Source organism: Rhizobacter sp. P2_H2, assembly GCF_056403375.1.
The window spans coordinates 1-15,671 of sequence record NZ_JBFUFP010000001.1; the positions used below are offsets into that span (position 1 = coordinate 1).

General features: G+C 71.2%; 13 protein-coding genes. 10 read left to right on the plus strand and 3 right to left on the minus strand.

Annotation, left to right across the window (positions count from 1 at the left end; all coding sequences use genetic code 11):
• From AC1D15_RS00005 to AC1D15_RS00035, 7 genes are all read left to right on the plus strand, one after another.
• On the plus strand, positions 1-2,701 hold a 2,701-nt coding region (locus tag AC1D15_RS00005), incomplete at its 5' end, for a hybrid sensor histidine kinase/response regulator (protein ID WP_477824429.1).
• Positions 2,702-2,800: 99 nt separating this feature from the next.
• Entirely contained in the window at positions 2,801-3,919 is a 1,119-nt protein-coding gene (locus AC1D15_RS00010) for a type IV toxin-antitoxin system AbiEi family antitoxin (protein WP_477824430.1), read from the plus strand.
• On the plus strand, positions 3,891-4,805 hold the full coding sequence (locus tag AC1D15_RS00015) for a hypothetical protein (protein ID WP_477824431.1): 915 nt from the start codon (positions 3,891-3,893) through the stop codon (positions 4,803-4,805). The genes AC1D15_RS00010 and AC1D15_RS00015 overlap by 29 nt, the downstream gene beginning before the upstream one ends.
• Before the next feature lie 178 nt (positions 4,806-4,983).
• Entirely contained in the window at positions 4,984-7,293 is a 2,310-nt protein-coding gene (locus AC1D15_RS00020) for an alkaline phosphatase family protein (protein WP_477824432.1), read from the plus strand.
• Between the two features lie 65 nt (positions 7,294-7,358).
• Complete coding sequence (locus tag AC1D15_RS00025; RefSeq protein WP_477824433.1) at positions 7,359-8,717, plus strand: cytochrome-c peroxidase; 1,359 nt, start codon at positions 7,359-7,361, stop codon at positions 8,715-8,717.
• Complete coding sequence (locus AC1D15_RS00030; protein WP_477824434.1) at positions 8,714-9,331, plus strand: hypothetical protein; 618 nt, start codon at positions 8,714-8,716, stop codon at positions 9,329-9,331. Before AC1D15_RS00025 ends, AC1D15_RS00030 begins: the two co-directional genes overlap by 4 nt.
• On the plus strand, positions 9,328-10,185 hold the full coding sequence (locus AC1D15_RS00035; protein WP_477824435.1) for a 2OG-Fe(II) oxygenase: 858 nt from the start codon (positions 9,328-9,330) through the stop codon (positions 10,183-10,185). Before AC1D15_RS00030 ends, AC1D15_RS00035 begins: the two co-directional genes overlap by 4 nt.
• A 3-nt stretch (positions 10,186-10,188) precedes the next feature.
• Here the strand turns inward: AC1D15_RS00035 and AC1D15_RS00040 are convergent, their stop codons facing one another.
• A complete protein-coding gene (locus tag AC1D15_RS00040; protein ID WP_465110059.1) occupies positions 10,189-10,716 on the minus strand; it encodes a chorismate--pyruvate lyase family protein in 528 nt (175 codons plus the stop codon).
• A 27-nt stretch (positions 10,717-10,743) separates the two neighbouring features.
• Between AC1D15_RS00040 and pabB the strand changes: the two genes are divergently transcribed.
• The 3 genes from pabB (at position 10,744) to AC1D15_RS00055 (ending at position 14,585) form a co-directional block, all read left to right on the plus strand.
• Entirely contained in the window at positions 10,744-12,153 is a 1,410-nt protein-coding gene (gene pabB / locus AC1D15_RS00045; protein ID WP_477824436.1) for an aminodeoxychorismate synthase component I, read from the plus strand.
• Positions 12,150-12,881: a hypothetical protein gene (locus tag AC1D15_RS00050; protein ID WP_477824437.1), complete on the plus strand. Its 732-nt coding sequence runs from the start codon at positions 12,150-12,152 to the stop codon at positions 12,879-12,881. The genes pabB and AC1D15_RS00050 overlap by 4 nt, the downstream gene beginning before the upstream one ends.
• An 84-nt stretch (positions 12,882-12,965) precedes the next feature.
• Entirely contained in the window at positions 12,966-14,585 is a 1,620-nt protein-coding gene (locus AC1D15_RS00055; protein ID WP_477824438.1) for a thioredoxin family protein, read from the plus strand.
• Position 14,586: 1 nt separating this feature from the next.
• On the opposite strand, the gene AC1D15_RS00060 is transcribed toward AC1D15_RS00055, so the two are convergent.
• Positions 14,587-14,949, minus strand: a complete 363-nt coding sequence (locus tag AC1D15_RS00060; protein WP_477824439.1) for a hypothetical protein — start codon at positions 14,947-14,949, stop codon at positions 14,587-14,589.
• Positions 14,946-15,551 (minus strand): glutathione transferase GstA, encoded by a 606-nt coding sequence (gene gstA / locus AC1D15_RS00065; RefSeq protein WP_477824440.1) that lies wholly within the window; start codon positions 15,549-15,551, stop codon positions 14,946-14,948. The genes AC1D15_RS00060 and gstA overlap by 4 nt, the downstream gene beginning before the upstream one ends.
• Positions 15,552-15,671 lie beyond the last annotated feature (120 nt).

Sequence of the window (15,671 nt, forward strand, 5' to 3'; positions counted from 1 at the left end):
GCTGGCGGCCGCGCAGACCGCCTGGCACGACCTGCAGGCGCGCGCGCTGGCAGCGCGCGACGGCGCGCCCGGCGTGCTGGTGGTCGACATCGACGAGGCCTCGGTCGCGGCGCTGCGCCCGCAGTTCGGCGGCTGGCCGCCGGACCGCACGCTGCTCGCGCTGGTCACCGACTACCTGCTGGACATCGGCGCGCGCAGCGTCGCGATCGACCTGGTGCTGGCCGACCCGCGCGACGGCGATGCGGCGCTCGCCGCCACGCTGGCGCGCCACCCGGGCCGCATCGTGCTGGCGGTCAGCGTGGTGCCGCTGCCGCCCGGCGACAGCGAATCGCTGCCGCCGCAGCCCGGCCCGGGCGGCTGCGGCGCGCAGGCCTGGCCGGGGCTGCAGCTGCCGTCCGCCGCACTGCTGGCCGCTTCACCTGTGCTCGGCATGGCGTCGACGCCGACCGACGACGACGGCCAGTTGCGCGCGCTGTCGCTGTGGCACGCCGCCACGGCGCAGGGCGTGCCGACCCTCGCGCTGGCCTCGCTGCTGGCGGGCGACGGCATCGCGCCACCCGCCCTGGCCTGCGCCGACGGCCAGGCGCGTGCGGGCGCGCACCGTTGGCCGATCGACGAGGCCGGCCGCGTGCGCCCGCGCTGGCCGGCGCGCGGCGATGCCGTCGCATTGCGCCCGTATGTGTCGGTCGTGCAGGCCGCACGCGGCGCGCTGCGCGACGACGCGCTGCGCGAGCAGGTGCAGGGCCGCGCCATCGTGATCGGCGCGAGCGCCGTGCTGAGCGACCGCGTGCAGACACCGCTCGGCCCACGCTGGGCGCCGGCCGCGCTCGCGCAGGTGCAGTCGGCGCTGGCCACCGGCGCGCTGTTTGCGCCGCCGCGGCCCCCGCTCGATGCGCTGTGGTGGCTGGCCGCGCTGCTGCCCGGCCTGGTCGCGCTGCGGCGCGGCGCGCTGCATTCGCATGCCGACCTGGGCTGGAGCGCCGTCACGCTGCTCGGGCTGCTGCTGCTCGATGCAGCCGGCGTGCTGTGGCGCTCGCAGCTGTCGAACCTGCTGCCGGTGCTGGTGGTGCCGGCCTGCTTCGCGGCGCTGTCGCACTGGCAGGGCCGGCGCGTGCTGCGCGCCGAGCGGCTGCAGCTGGAGCGCGAGCGCGCCGGTGCCGAGGCGGCGAGCCGCATGAAGAGCGAGTTCCTCGCGCACATGAGCCACGAGATCCGCACGCCGATGAACGCGCTGCTCGGCTCGGCCGAGCTGCTCGCGCAGACCAAGCTCGATGAGCGCCAGGGCCGCCACGTCGCGCTGTTCCAGTCGGCCGGCGCGAGCCTGATGGAGATCCTGAACGACCTGCTCGACCTGTCGAAGATCGAGGCCGGGCTGCTGGAGCTGCACCCCCAGCCGTTCTCGCTGGTCGAGCTGGTCGCGAGCCAAACGGTGCTGTTCGAGGCGCGCGCGTCGCAGAAGGGACTGCGGCTGCTGACGCAGTTCGACCCCGAGCTGCCGGCGGTCGTCAACGGCGATGCGCCGCGCCTCGCGCAGGTGCTGCGCAACCTGCTGGGCAATGCCGTCAAGTTCACGCACCGCGGCAGCGTGACGCTGGCGGTGCACCGGGTGGCGGATGCACCGGGGGTTCTGCGCTTCGAGGTGCGCGACAGCGGCATCGGCATCCCGGCCGACCGCCAGCGCACGATCTTCGAGGCCTTCACGCAGGCCGACAGCGGTGTCGCGCGGGCCTATGGCGGCACCGGGCTGGGCCTGACGATCAGCAGCCGGCTGGTGGCTCTGATGGGCGGGCGCATCGGCGTCGACAGCCGCGAGGGCGAGGGCTCGTGCTTCCACGTCGAGCTGTCGCTGCCCGTCAGCACCGAGGCGCCGGTGGTGGTGTGGGCGCCCAGCACGCCCGAGCCGGCCGGCGTGATGCAGAGCTCGCTGCGCATCCTGCTGGCCGACGACAACCCGCAGAACGTGCTGCTGGTGCAGGCCTACCTCGAAGGCGAGGGCCACCGGCTGGACGTGGTGCACGACGGCGCGGCGGCGGTCGAGCGCTTTGCGGCGCAACCGTACGACCTGGTGCTGATGGACGTGCAGATGCCGGGCATGGACGGCTACCAGGCGACGGCCGCGTTGCGCGCGCTGGAGCGGCGGCGCGGCAGCGCACCGGTGCCGGTGGTGGCGCTGACCGCGAACGCGCTGCCCGACGACGAGCGGCGCAGCCTGCAGGCCGGCTGCCAGGCGCACCTGACGAAGCCGTTCTCGCGCGCGCAGCTGCGCCGCGTGATCGCCCGGCTGACCGGCTCGGCGGAGCAGCTGATGCCGGCCGACCGACCCGAGATCGCGGCCTTCGCCAACGCGCCGCCGCCGTTGCCGGCGCTGGCGGCCCTGCCCGGCTTCGACCTCGCGACGGCGCTCGCCCGCATGGAAGGCCAGACCGCGCTCTACCTGCGCGTGCTGCAGGCGGCGCGTGACGCGCTCGCGGCGTGGAACGGCCGCTTCGCCGCGGCGCAGGCGGCCGGCGACGCCGGACAGGTGCTGCGGCTGGCGCATGACCTGAAGTCGACGGCAGCGACCTTGGGCGCCGTGCCGTTGGCGACGGCCGCGGCGCACATGGAAGGCTTGCTGCGCCAGAACACGGCGGTGCCACCCGAGTTGGTCGTCGAGGTGAAGGCGCAGATGGAGCTTCTGCTGTCGGTGCTGACCGAGATGTGAAGCCCCCTTGTTTGCTGAACAGCAAATCARCCACTTTTGCATAAGTTATGGGTTTTTTACTTATTTGCTGATCAGCAAATCCAAATCTAGAATGCGCCGATGGGTATCGGCACCGCGTCACCAAACCAACTGCTCGATCAGTTCATGCTGTCGCTCGGCAAGGCGACAGGCAAGGCGGTCGACCTCAAGCAGGCCGCTTTCGACAGCGATGGCCCCCACGGGTGGATGCGGCTGGAATCGGGGCACCTCCTGGCCTTCGAGTACAGGCGCGCCACCTATCCCCGCGACGTCCGCGAGGTGGTCTTCAAGCGGCAACAACGCCAGAGCAAGCCGACGGGATCGAACCAGCCCCCGGCCGACCAAGTGGTGTTGCTCAGCCCCCACCTGACGGAAGCGGCGCGCACCCTGCTTCGCGAAAGCAACTTCGGCTACTTCGACGGCAGCGGCAGCATGCACTTGGCGTTCGGCGACCTGTTGATCCACATCGACCGCCCGTCGCCCAAGCAGGCAGCACGCCGCACGCAGTCGATCTACCAAGGTGCCAGCGGCGCGGTCGTGCTCGCACTGCTGGAAGCACGCGGTGCCTGGTACGCCGGAGGCGAGCTGGCCGTCCGCAGCGGAACCTCCACCTTCACGGTGTCGCAGACGGTGAACGAGCTGGCCCGACAGGAACTGATCGAGACGAAAGGCGCCGGTCGCGCACTGCAGCGCCGCCTGATCAACCCCGGCAAGGTTCTCGACGAATGGGTCGCGGCGAATCGATCCCGGCGTGACTCGACTTCGCACGGGTATCTGTTCGCGCAGGATCCAGCTGCGCTGCTTCGCGCCGTGGCGGAGAAGATCGGGCGAGAGCCCGGAACGTTCATCACCGGCGCGGCAGCGGCCAACCACCACGCGCCGTGGCTGACGAACATCGACGTGGTCGACGTGGTCGTCCCGCCTGGAACCTCGCAGACCGTCGCCACGGCGCTCGGCCTCAAGCCTGCGAAAGCCGGCTTCAACGTGCGTCTCATCGAACGCGCCGTGACGGGCCGCTCGTCCATGGTGCCCGGCCAGGTGGGCGACGCCGCCTGCCACTTCGCGAGCCCGATCGTGGCCTACGCCGACACGCTGGATGGCCGCGGTCGCAACAACGAACTGGCGCAGCATCTGCGAGCCACCGTGCTCAGCGTCGATCAGAAGGCCGACCATGACGAGCAACAAGCCGGCGACCGCTGACGGCTACACCGAGGTGCAGACCCTCGCCTGCGAACAGGCCTTGGTCAATCTGTTGCGAGGTTTCGGCACCCTCAAGGACACGATTCGCCTCGTCGGCGGCCTGGTGCCGCGGTACCTGACCCCGCCACAGGACGACCCTTTCGTGCCGGCCCATGCGGGCACGCAGGACGTCGATGTCGTTTTGAATCTCCAGGTCCTGGCCGATGAAGGTGCGTACTCGACGCTGGCCGAGCAGTTGCAGGCCCTGAAGTTCGAGCGCGCGACAAACGCCGCCGGTGTACCCGTGAACTGGCGCTGGCAACGGCGCGTCGGACATCACCAGCACGTGGTCGTCGAGTTCCTGCAGGACCCGCTCGACGAGCCCGTCGAACGCCGCGTCGGCGCGGTGCCGGCGGAAGGCATTTCGGCGGTCCGCATCCCGCACTGCGGCGTGGTCCACCAGTGGTACCGCGAGATCGAAATCACCGCCGAGCTCTTCGATGGCGGCGGCAAGGCCACCGAGGTCGTGCGCTTCGCCGATCTCGTCGCCTTCATCCTGCTGAAGGCCCTGGCCTGCGGACAACGCAACGAGCCGAAGGATGTGGGGGACCTGCTGCACGTGCTGCGCTATGCCGGCCCGCTCGAAGAAACCGCTGCACTCTTCGCGCAGCGCATGGCCACCGGCTTTCACGCTGACGCCTTCCGGCAGACGCTGTCCACCTTGCGCCGCCGATTCTGCGATGGAGATGGCGTGGAAGGGCATGAACGCGATGGGCCGATGCAGTACGCACGGTTCCTGTACGGCGACGATCCGGATCTGGAGCAGGAACGTGCCAGGGAACGCCTCTTCGCCGCAGGAGCGGTCACCCGCTTCCTTGAACTCGTCGAGCGCTCATCCCGCCGCTGACGGCGCGACGCCGACATTCGGCGACACACGAACCCACAAGTACTTTACGAAGGCCCGCAGAGCGAGCCGCCATGCGGCCTGGCGCCGACCGAGGTGAGGACGGACGCGGTTCCTGACACCGATCCGTCATGCGCGCTCCCTAGAGTCCGCCGCGCTCACCCACCACCCGGACCCTGCCATGCGAAGCATCATCACCGCACCAGCCCTCTCGACGTCCCGCACCGCCTCGCTGACCCTGCTCGCCGCCGCCGTGCTCGCGGCCTGCGGCGGCAGCGACAGCTCGTCGCCCGCGCCCACGCCCACCGTCAGCGGCGTCGTCACCGCGACGAACTTCGTCGCCGGCAGCGCCACCGAGCCGACCATCAAGGCCGCCTACTACCAGGGCGCCAAGGTCTGCGTCGACGCCAACGCGAACGGCCTCTGCGAGGCGAGCGAGAACCCGGTCACGACCGATGCCAACGGCAAGTTCACGATCGCGATGGCCACCAACGCCGCGCTGATCGCCGACATCGGCACCGACGCCGTCAACACCGCGAGCGGCGCCAAGGTCGCCAGCCGCGACGTGCTGCGCGCCTCGCTCGACCAGGTCGTCGAGCAGGCCGGCGGCACGATCGTGATCAGCCCGCTGTCGTCCGAAGTGCTGCGCACGATGGAAGCCAACGGCAGCACCTACGCCGCCGAGAAGCAGAACCTGGCCGACCGCATCGGCGTGAGCGCGGCCCACCTGCTGGCCGATGTCAACGGCGTCACCGGCACCGAGCAGGCCGCGATGCTCGCCGAGGCCAAGGTGCTGGACAACCGCTTCACCTTCGCGATCACCAAGCTCGACCGCGGCGACCTCTATCCCGATGCGCTGGCCGTCCCCGGCGGCGACCCGCGCCTGACCGGCGCCGCGAACGTGACGCAGGCCACCGCGCCGACCGCGGCCGACACGCGCGCGAAGATCACCTTCGCGCAGGCCGAGCAGGCCGCGTTCAACCTCGAAGGCATCCCGCGCTACGACAACGTGTTCGTCGTGATGCTCGAGAACAAGGCCACCTCGTCGATCGCCGGCTCGGCCTTCGCACCGAAGATCAACGCGCTGCTGAAGGCCGGCAACCAGCTGACCTCGTACTACGCGACCGGCAACCCCAGCGAGCCGAACTACACCGCGCTCGGCGGCGGCGACGACTTCGGCATCACCGACGACAGCCAGTGGAACTGCGACGCCACCGGCGACAACGCCGTCAAGGACCTGCCGTTGCCGGACAAGACCCAGGCCGGACTGCAGAGCTCGCCGTTCGCCGCCACCTGCACGCAGGCCGTCGGCGTGAACCACAACATCACCGCGCCGAACCTGTTCAACGCACTGAGCGCGGCCGGCCTGACCTGGCGCACCTACAACGAGTCGATGAACCCGGGCCAGGACTACCGCACCGACAGCGTGGCCGATGCCGCAGTGGTCGCCGCCGACCACATGTACGCGCCGGGCACGCTCGCCGGCAACACCGTGCAGATCGGCACCCCCAACCTGAACCTGCCGATGCCGGCCGGCCTGTACAAGACCAAGCACCACCCGGGCATGGCCTACCAGAACGTGCGCAGCGCGCCGGAATGGAAGTACAGCAACCGCACGATGGGCGGCGGCCAGTGGGATGCGGTGCTGAAGAACGGCACGGCCTACACCGTGCCGGCCAACTACGACGTCGACCAGCTCGGCACCGACCTCGCGAGCGGCAACGTCGGCACGCTGAACTTCCTGGTGCCCGACCAGTGCGACGACATGCACGGCATCACCGTCAAGGGCGACGTGGCGGGAGGCGCCACCGGCGTCACCGCGAGCGACTGCGCCAGCGTGGCCAACAACGTGCCGGTGGCCACCGGCGGCAACATCATCGCCCGCGGCGACAACTATGTGGACGCGCTGGTCAAGCGCATCCAGGCCTCGCCGATCTGGAAGAACCCGAACCGCCGCGTGGCCATCGTGCTGATGTTCGACGAAGGCAATGCGACCAGCGGCTTCAACTCCTGCTGCGGCTGGAACGTGGCCAACAGCGCGGTGGCCAAGCCGCTGAAGCAGAACGCCGACGGCAGCTTCTCGCCGGATGCGACGATCAACAACTACACGCGCGGCAACCGCGGGCACGGCCAGAGCATCTTCGGCATCCTGAGCAACCAGGCCGCGGCACCGAAGGGCATCAGCGACAGCGACGCCTACAGCCACTTCTCGCTGGTGCGCACCTTCCAGGACATGTTCCAGCTCGCCGACCCGGCGGTGGACGGCTCGTACATGAACCGCTCGAAGTACACCGAGCACTTCATCGCGGCCAACATCATGAACCTGCCCGAGTTCGCCGGCAGCGCCGACACCCACTTCGACGCGGTGCGGCCGATCAACCACGCCTTCGTCGCACCGGCCACCTACACGGCCAAGCAGTCGGCCGACGTGACGACCGCGGCGCAGATCGGCCCGGACAGCCAGCAGACCGGCGTCTGGTCGTTGAAGTAACTCCTCCGACAGCAACGCAGCACCGCCGCCGGGCACGGCAACCCGTGGCCGGCGGCCGCTCCACCATGCACACCACCCTGCTCCACCGGGCCGCGGCACTGACCGCGGCCTTCGCACTGGCAACGGCGCTGGCCGCCTGCGGCGGGCGCAACGCGCCGACCGAGGCGACGGCTGCCGCCTCGACACCCGCGCTCGCGGCCAGCTCGCTCAGCCTGGCCGCCCAGGTCGGCGAGAAGATGTTCGTCGACACCTCGCTGTCCGGCTCCGGTCAGATGGCCTGCRCCACCTGCCATGACCCGAAGAATGCGCACGCGCCGTCCAACGACCTCGCGGTGCAGGCCGGCGGCGCCGACCTGAAGGCCAGCGGCACGCGCGCCGTGCCGTCGCTGCGCTACAAGGAAGTCACGCCGCCGTACGCCGACCTGCTCGACAACCCCGACGGCATCAGCGTGCCCGGCCCGGGCGGCGGTTTCGCCTGGGATGGTCGCGCGCCGACGCTGGCCGCGCAGGCGCAGATGCCGCTGCTGGCCGCCAACGAGATGGCGAATGCCGACGCGGCCGCGGTGGTCGCGAAGCTGAAGGCCGGCCCCTATGCGGAGCTGTTCCGGCAAGCCTTCGGCGCCGGCGTGTTCGACGACACCGCCGCCGCGTTCTCGAAGGCCGGGCTCGCGCTGCAGGCCTACCAGCTGGAGGACCGCAGCTTCCACCCGTACTCCAGCAAGTACGACCTGTACGCCGCCAACAAGATCGGCGGCACGCTGACGCCGGCCGAGGTGCGCGGCCTCAAGGTCTTCGCCGACCCGAAGGTGGGCAACTGCGCCTCGTGCCACTACCAGGGCGCGGGGCTGAACGGCAGCTCGGCGCTGTTCACCGACTTCTCGTACGAGGCGATCGGCGTGCCGCGCAACCCGGCGATCCCGGCCAATGCCGACGCGGCGTATGTCGACCTCGGCCTGTGCGGCCCGCTGCGCAGCGACCACCCGCCGGCCGCAGGCAACACCTTCTGCGGCATGGTGAAGGCGCCGACGCTGCGCAACGTGGCGACCCGCAAGGCCTTCTTCCACAACGGCGTGATGCACTCGCTGGAGCAGGTGATCCGCTTCTACAACACGCGCGACACCTGGCCGGAGATCTGGTACCCGACGGTCGGCGGCAAGCCGCGCGCCAAGCCCGATGCGGGCTTCCCGACCTACGGCCTCGTCACGACGCAGTACACCGGCGGCACCGTGAAGAAATACGACGACCTGCCGCCGCAGTTCGTCGCCAACATCGACACGCAGATGCCGCTGGACGGCCGCCAGGCCCACAGCGCACCGCCGATGAGCGAACAGAACGTCGTCGATCTGATCTGCTTCCTGAACACGCTGACCGACGGCTACCAGCCGCCCGCGTCGGCCCCGACCACCGGACCTTGCACGCAATGAACCCACTCTCGCTTCGACTGCTCGCCCTGATGGGCGCCGTGCTCGCCATCGCCGGCTGCCACCCGGCCCCCGACCAGGCCACCTTCACGGCCGCGATGAACAGCTACCTCGCCCAGCGCGGCGACCTGTGCCTGGGCAAGTCCACCTGGCCGATCGACGTGACGCAGCACGAGATCGATGTCGGCGGCCGCAATGCGCGGCAGATGCCGCCGCTGGAGCGGCTCGGCCTCGTCAGCTCCAGCGTCGCCGAGGTCGTCGTCGACGACGAGGGCACGAAGCACGAGATGAAGGTGCGCCGCTTCGAGCTCACCGACGCCGGCAGGCGCTACCTGGTGCAGCGCGATGCGAAGACGCGCGATTTCTGCGCCGCGCACCTGACGCTGGACCGCGTCGTCGGCTGGAAGCTCGACCGCGGCGAGCGCGGCCCCGACACCCATGCGCTGGTGACCTACACCTACCGGATCGACGCCGCGCCGTGGACCGGCGACAGCGAGATCCAGAAGGTGTTCCCGGTGGTGGCCGGGATGGTGCGCGGGGCCGGCACGACGCAGCTGGAGGAGAACTTCGTGCGCACCGAACGGGGCTGGGTCGCGGTGGACCTGTTGGGCGCATGAGCAACGCAGCCTCGCAGTTGCGCTTCACGCCGGCGCTCGGCGACTGGGTCGCGCAACACCTGGCGCAAGGGCAATCGCCTGCCGCGCTGGTCGACGCGATGTGCGAGCGCCAGGTGGCGCCGGACGCAGCCCGGGCCATCGTCGACGCGTTCGTGCGGGCGCGCGAGCGCGGCACGCCCTTGCCGATCGACACCGTCGATGCGCAGGCGCCGCGCGCGCGGCTGGCCGACGGGCCGGTGATCGAAGTGGACGATCGCCGCATCCGCGTCGCGATGCGCACCGATGCGCCGTTGATCGCCGTTCTGCAGGGCGTGCTGGACGCCGATGAGTGCGAGGCCCTGATCGCGCTCGCCCGGCCGCGCCTGAAGCCGTCGACGCTGGTCGACCCGATGAGCGGGCGCGACGTGCGCAGCGGCCTGCGCGCCAGCCTCGGCATGTTCTTCCGGCCCGCCGAGACGCCGTTGATCGAGCGGCTGGACAGCAGGCTCGCCGCGCTGATGGGGCTGCCCGCCTCGCACGGCGAAGGCCTGCAGCTGCTGCACTACCCGGTCGGCGCCGGCAGTGCGCCGCATTTCGACTTCCTGCAGCCGGTCAACGAGGCCAACCGCGCGTCCATCGCGCGCAGCGGCCAGCGCATCAGCACGCTGGTGTGCTACCTGAACGACGTGGCCGGCGGCGGCGAGACCGATTTTCCGCAACGCGGCCTGCAGGTGACGCCGCAGCGCGGCCACGCGGTGGTCTTCGAGTACGACGGGCGGGACGAGCGCTCGCTGCATGCGAGCCGGCCGGTGCTCGCCGGCGAGAAGTGGGTGGCGACGAAGTGGATGCGCGAGCGGCCGTTCATCAGCCAATGACGATCAGTCGGCGATCAACTCCGCCTGCGGCAGCATCGCGCCGCGGAACACCTCGAAGATCAGCATCAGCGGCCCCTCGGGCGTGACGATGCGGTAGGCCCGGCTCGCCCGCGGATCCGGCAGGCCGACCACCTTCCACAGCCCCGATTCGAGCGCCGGTTCGCTCTCGATCGCCTGGCGCTGCACGAACAGGCGCGCCAGCAGGTGGCCGATCGGCGCGGCGCCTTCGTCGAGGCCGCGCAGGAACCAGTCCGGCACCGCATCGAGCCGCGTGTACGACAGGTTGTCCATCAGCACGCGGCCGCCGGCCACCAGGCTCGTCACGCGCTCCAGCCAGGCCGTGCCGCCCAGCTGCTCGGCCACCGTGCGCGGCACCTCGGCCGTGCGGTGCTGGTGGTGCAGCATCACCTGCACCGGCAGGCCGCACATCGCCGAGCAGGTGCGCGTGGTGGAGCCGTCCTGCGCCAGCAGCAGCCGGCGCAGCGGCTCGTGCCGCGCCGCCGGAGGGAAGATTTGCCGCTCTACACTCATGCGCCCTGTGTCCTGTGCGTGTACTGCGTGGCCGATTCGAAGTCGACGATCCTACCCCTGACGCTCACCGGCCGGCCACAGGACCTGTGCGCCCGGCTGCTCGCCGAAGGCCCGGCCGCGCTGCTGGAAAGCAGCAAGGCGATGCCGGGCCTGTCCGGCTGGTCCTACCTGGCCGGACCGCCCGCCGCGTTGCTGGAGACCGATGCGCAGGGCACCTGGCTGCGCGATGCGCACGGGCAGGTGCTGCAGCGGTGGGCCGATCCGTTCGATGCGCTGCGCGAGCTGCTGGCCCGCAGCGCCGCGCCCGCTACCGGGCGCCCCGCCGGGCTGGACTTCGCCGGCGGCTGGCTTGGCTGGCTGGGCTACGACCTCGCGCGCCACGTGGAACGGCTGCCGGTGCACGCCGCCGCCGACCCGGACCTGCCCGCGTTGCGGCTGCAACTGTGCGACCAGGTGCTCGCCTACGAACACGCGACGCAGCGCTGGTACGAAGCCCGCCTGCAGCTGCCCGGCCTGCTGCCGCCGCGCGACGCGGTGCACGCCGCCACGCTCGCCCGGGCGGCCGGGCCGATGCCGGCGGCCACGCAGTTCCGCGCCGGCGAGATGCGCTCGCGCACGCCGGCCCCGCGCTACCTGCAGCAGGTGCGCGAGGTGCTCGCGCTGATCGCGCAGGGCGACATCTTCCAGGCCAACCTGTCGCACCGCCTCGAGGGCGATTTCGAAGGCGACCCGTTCGCGCTGTACTGCACGCTGACCGCGCTGAACCCGGCGCCGTTCTCGGCCTACCTGCCGCTGCCGGACGGCGCGATCGCAAGCGTCTCGCCCGAGCGCTTCCTGCGGCTCGACGGCCGCGAGGTGAGCGCGCGGCCGATCAAGGGCACGCGCGAGCGCGGCGCCGATGCGCAGGCCGATGCGCAGCAGCGTGCCGCGCTGGTCGCCAGCACCAAGGACCGGGCCGAGAACCTGATGATCGTCGACCTGATGCGCAACGACCTGGGCCGCGTCGCGCAGGTCGGCAGCGTGCGCGTCGACGGCCTGTTCGAGATCGAGGCACACCCGAGCGTGTTCCAGATGGTGTCGACGGTGCGCGCGCGCCTGCGCGACGGCGCCGGCACCGCCGAGCTGCTGCGCGCCTGCTGGCCGCCCGGCTCGATGACCGGCGCGCCCAAGGTGCGCGCGATGGAGATCATCGAAGYGATCGAGCCGGTGCGGCGCGGGCCGTACGCCGGCGCGATCGGCTACTTCGACGCGGCCGGCGGCATGGACCTGTCGGTCGTGATCCGCACCGCGGTCGTGCACGGCCGGCGGGTGATGGTGCAGGTGGGCGGCGCCGTCGTCGCCGACTCCGACCCGCGCGAGGAGCTCGACGAGACGCTGGCCAAGGGCCGGCTGCTGTTGCACGCCCTGCGCGAGGGGTCGACACTCCCGTTGCAATGAACCAGGCGACCCCTTTGCTGACCGGCGTGCACCGCCGCCGCCTGCGCGAGGTCTGGCGCTCGGCCGGCTGGCCGTGCCAGGACCTGGTCGAGGTCGAGCTGCTGTTCCTCGGCCTGCTCGAGCGGGTGCGGCAGGTGTCGGGCCACGAGACGCTGCGCGTCACCGAAGCCGGCATCGCGGTGCTGGCCGAGACGCTGCAGCGCAACCGCGCACGCCGCGACGCGCACGAGCAGCTGGTGGAGCGCGTCGCGCGCGAGATGACACGCGCCGGCCGCCTCGCGTGGCGCGGGCTGTCGCTGCGCGCGAAGGTCGACGAGGGCTGGGTGATGGCGATGCCCGACGTGTTCTCGATCCGCCACACCACCGTCGAGGCCTACCTGGAACCGATCGTCCACGAGGTCAAGGTGCATCGCAGCGACCTGCTGTCGGACCTGCGCCGCGCCGCCAAGCGCGCGGCCTACCTGCAGCTGAGCAGCGAGTGCTGGTACGTGCTGGCCGACGGCATCGCGCAGGCCGACGAGATCCCGCCCGAGTGCGGCGTGCTGGTGGCGCGCGGCGGCGGGCTCGAGGTCGAACGGCCCGCGCCGCGGCGGCCGATGCGCATGCCCTTCCACCTGTGGATGGCGCTCGCGCGCGCCACGCCGCTGGAGGGCTGGCGCGACGAGGACGCGCAGGCGCACCTGGGGGCCCCGCCTTCGCTGCCGGACGCTTCGTTGCCGGACGAATAAGGTCGGCCGGATTTCGAGGATCTCCCCCTCGCCGACGCACCACAGGATGCGCCACACTCCGTGTCTTGCGCCCGGGAGATGCCCATGAAAACCCACCCGCCCCTTGCGATCCTGACCTTGCTGGCCCTGCTGGCCGCCTGCTCCCGGCAGGAAGCGCCACCCTCGCCCGCCCCAGCCACTGCCCCCGTCGTCAGCGCCGCGAGCGCACCGCACGACGCCCCCGAGAAGCCCGGCATTGCCTGGCGCCAGGCCGCGAGCGACGCCGACGTTGATGCAGCCTTCGCCGACGCGAAGACCGCGAACAAGCCGGTCTTCGTCTACTGGGGTGCCAAGTGGTGCCCGCCGTGCAACCAGGTCAAGGCCACGCTGTTCAACCGGCAGGATTTCATCGAGCGCTCGCGCGCCTTCGTGCCGGTCTACATCGACGGCGACAGCCCCGGCGCGCAGAAGCTCGGCACCCGCTTCGCGGTGCGCGGCTATCCGACGATGGTGCTGTTCAACCCGGCCGGCGCCGAGGTGACGCGCCTGCCCGGCGAGGTCGATGCCGCCCAGTACACGCAGGTGCTGACGCTGGGCATCAGCGCGCAGCGGCCGGTGAAGGCGGTGCTGGCCGATGCGCGCGCCGGTGCCGCGGGCCTGTCGGCCAACGACTGGAAGCTGCTCGCGTTCTACTCGTGGGAGACCGACGAGCAGCAGGTGCTGCCGAAGGCGCAATCGGTGGCGGTGCTGCGCCAGCTCGCGCAAGGCTGCCCCGCCGACCAGCCGGAAACGGCACAGCGGCTGCTGCTGAAGGCCTTGACCGCTGGAGAGGCCGCCACGGTGAAGGCGACCCCGGCCGACCGCGAGCGCGTGCTCGCGCTGCTGGCCGATCCGGCGGCGGCCCGCGCGCAGATGGACGTGCTGACCGTCAGCGCCGCCGACCTGGTGCGCGTGCTGTCGGCCGCGAAGACGCCGCAGCGCACGCAGTTGCTGACCGCTTTCGACGGGGCGCTGAAGGGGCTGCAGGCCGACGCCACGTTGTCGCGTGCCGACCGGCTGACCGCGCTGATCGCGCGCGTCGACCTGGCCCGCATCGATGCCCCGAAGGACGCGACGCCGGCGATGCCCGAGGCGCTGCTGGCCGAGGTGCGTGAGCTGGCGGCGCGATCCGACCGCGAGATCACCGACGGCTACGAGCGCCAGGCCGTGATCACGAGCGCGGCCGACATGCTGGAGATGGCCGGGCTGCTGGACGAATCGGACGCGCTGCTGAAGGCCAACCTCGCGAAGAGCCATTCGCCGTACTACCTGATGCTGGGCCTCGCCGCCAACGCGAAGAAGCGCGGCGACAAGGTCGGCGCGCTGCACTGGTACGAGGAATCGTTCGACAAGAGCGAGGGCCCGGCGACCCGTCTGCAATGGGGCGCGCGCTACCTGGCGGCGCTGGTCGACCTGTCGCCGCAGGACGATGCGCGCATCGAGCGCGCGGCGCAGCAGCTCTTCAAGGAAGCGGAGCAGCCGGGCGCCTTCTACGAGCGCAGCGCCCGCTCGCTGCAACGCGCCGGCGACAAGCTGCTGGCCTGGCAGCGCGCGCCCGGCCACGGCCCGGCCTTCAAGCGGCTGCAGGCGCAACTCGACGGCGTGTGCAAGCAGCTGCCCGACGGTGACAGCCAGCGCGCGACCTGCGATGCGCTGCTGAAGCCGGCGCCGAAGAAGACGGCCTGAGCTACTTCTTCCGGCGCGCGCCGAGCTGCAGCTCGTAGCGCGCGTCCTTGTCGCGGTCGGCGAACTGCAGCGTGTCGCCCTGCCACGCATAGTCGGCACTGAACTCGTCGAGTTGCATGCTGCCCTGCTTCAGCACGACATCGAGCTGGCTGCTGTGCAGCTTCAGCTGGTAGACGATGTCGCTGAGCTGGACACGCACGCGCTGGCCGCTGCGCCAGTCGACCTGCGCCGGGCCGCAGGTGGGCGCGGTGTCCGACAGCGCGACGCACAGCTGCGCCTCGTAACGGCCGGGGGCCGGGGCGGCCTGCGCCCCCATCGCCACCACGGCAAACACCCCGGCGAAGGCGCTTCGAAGGTGGATCACGTCAAGCCTTCCGCCTGCAACGCATCCTTGACGGCGGGCCGTGCGCCAACCCGCGCCACGTATGCCGTCACGTTCGCCAGCCCGCCGATCTCGACGCCCACACGCGGCGCCCAGCGGCTCACGGTGTAGAGGTAGGCGTCGGCGATGCTGAAGTGCTCGCCCATCAAGTAGGCCTTGCCGCTCAGCTGCGCGTCGATCCACGCGAAGCGGCCCTGCACCTTGCTGCGCATCACCGCCTTCGCCTCTTCCGGCATCGCCGGGTTGAACAGCACGCCGAAGCCCTTGTGCAGCTCGCTGGTGATGAAGTTCAACCACTCCTGCACCCGGTAGCGCAGCATCGTGCCATTGGCCGGCACCAGGTTCTTGGTCGGCACCTGGTCGGCGAGGTACTGCAGGATGGCCGGGCCTTCGGTCAGCCGCTCGCCGGTGTCCAGCTCGAGCAGCGGCACATAGCCCTTCGGGCTGATCGTGTAGTAGTCGGTGCCGTCGGCGAGCTGGTGCGTCTTGGTGCTGGCCAGCACCGGTTCGAACGCGAGCCCGGCCTCGCGCAGCACGATGTGGGGCGACAGAGAGCAGGCGCCGGGGCTGTAGTAGAGCTTCATGGTGAGCCTTCGTCGGGAGTGGCGGACCCGGTATTACACAGCGGGCGGGCCAGCGACGCCATCGGGGCCGAGGAGGTGCCCGTGTCGGCTAATCTCCCGCCTTTGCACCGACCTGCCCTG

Bases quoted from the DNA above. Each gene is read 5' to 3' on its own strand.
- AC1D15_RS00035 (WP_477824435.1), top strand. From the start codon at position 9,328: ATGAGCAACGCAGCCTCGCAGTTGCGCTTCACGCCGGCGCTCGGCGAC.
- gstA (WP_477824440.1), bottom strand. From the start codon at position 15,551: ATGAAGCTCTACTACAGCCCCGGCGCCTGCTCTCTGTCGCCCCACATC.
- AC1D15_RS00010 (WP_477824430.1), top strand. From the start codon at position 2,801: ATGGGTATCGGCACCGCGTCACCAAACCAACTGCTCGATCAGTTCATG.
- AC1D15_RS00015 (WP_477824431.1), top strand. From the start codon at position 3,891: ATGACGAGCAACAAGCCGGCGACCGCTGACGGCTACACCGAGGTGCAG.
- AC1D15_RS00055 (WP_477824438.1), top strand. From the start codon at position 12,966: ATGAAAACCCACCCGCCCCTTGCGATCCTGACCTTGCTGGCCCTGCTG.
- AC1D15_RS00020 (WP_477824432.1), top strand. From the start codon at position 4,984: ATGCGAAGCATCATCACCGCACCAGCCCTCTCGACGTCCCGCACCGCC.
- AC1D15_RS00040 (WP_465110059.1), bottom strand. From the start codon at position 10,716: ATGAGTGTAGAGCGGCAAATCTTCCCTCCGGCGGCGCGGCACGAGCCG.
- AC1D15_RS00050 (WP_477824437.1), top strand. From the start codon at position 12,150: ATGAACCAGGCGACCCCTTTGCTGACCGGCGTGCACCGCCGCCGCCTG.
- AC1D15_RS00030 (WP_477824434.1), top strand. From the start codon at position 8,714: ATGAACCCACTCTCGCTTCGACTGCTCGCCCTGATGGGCGCCGTGCTC.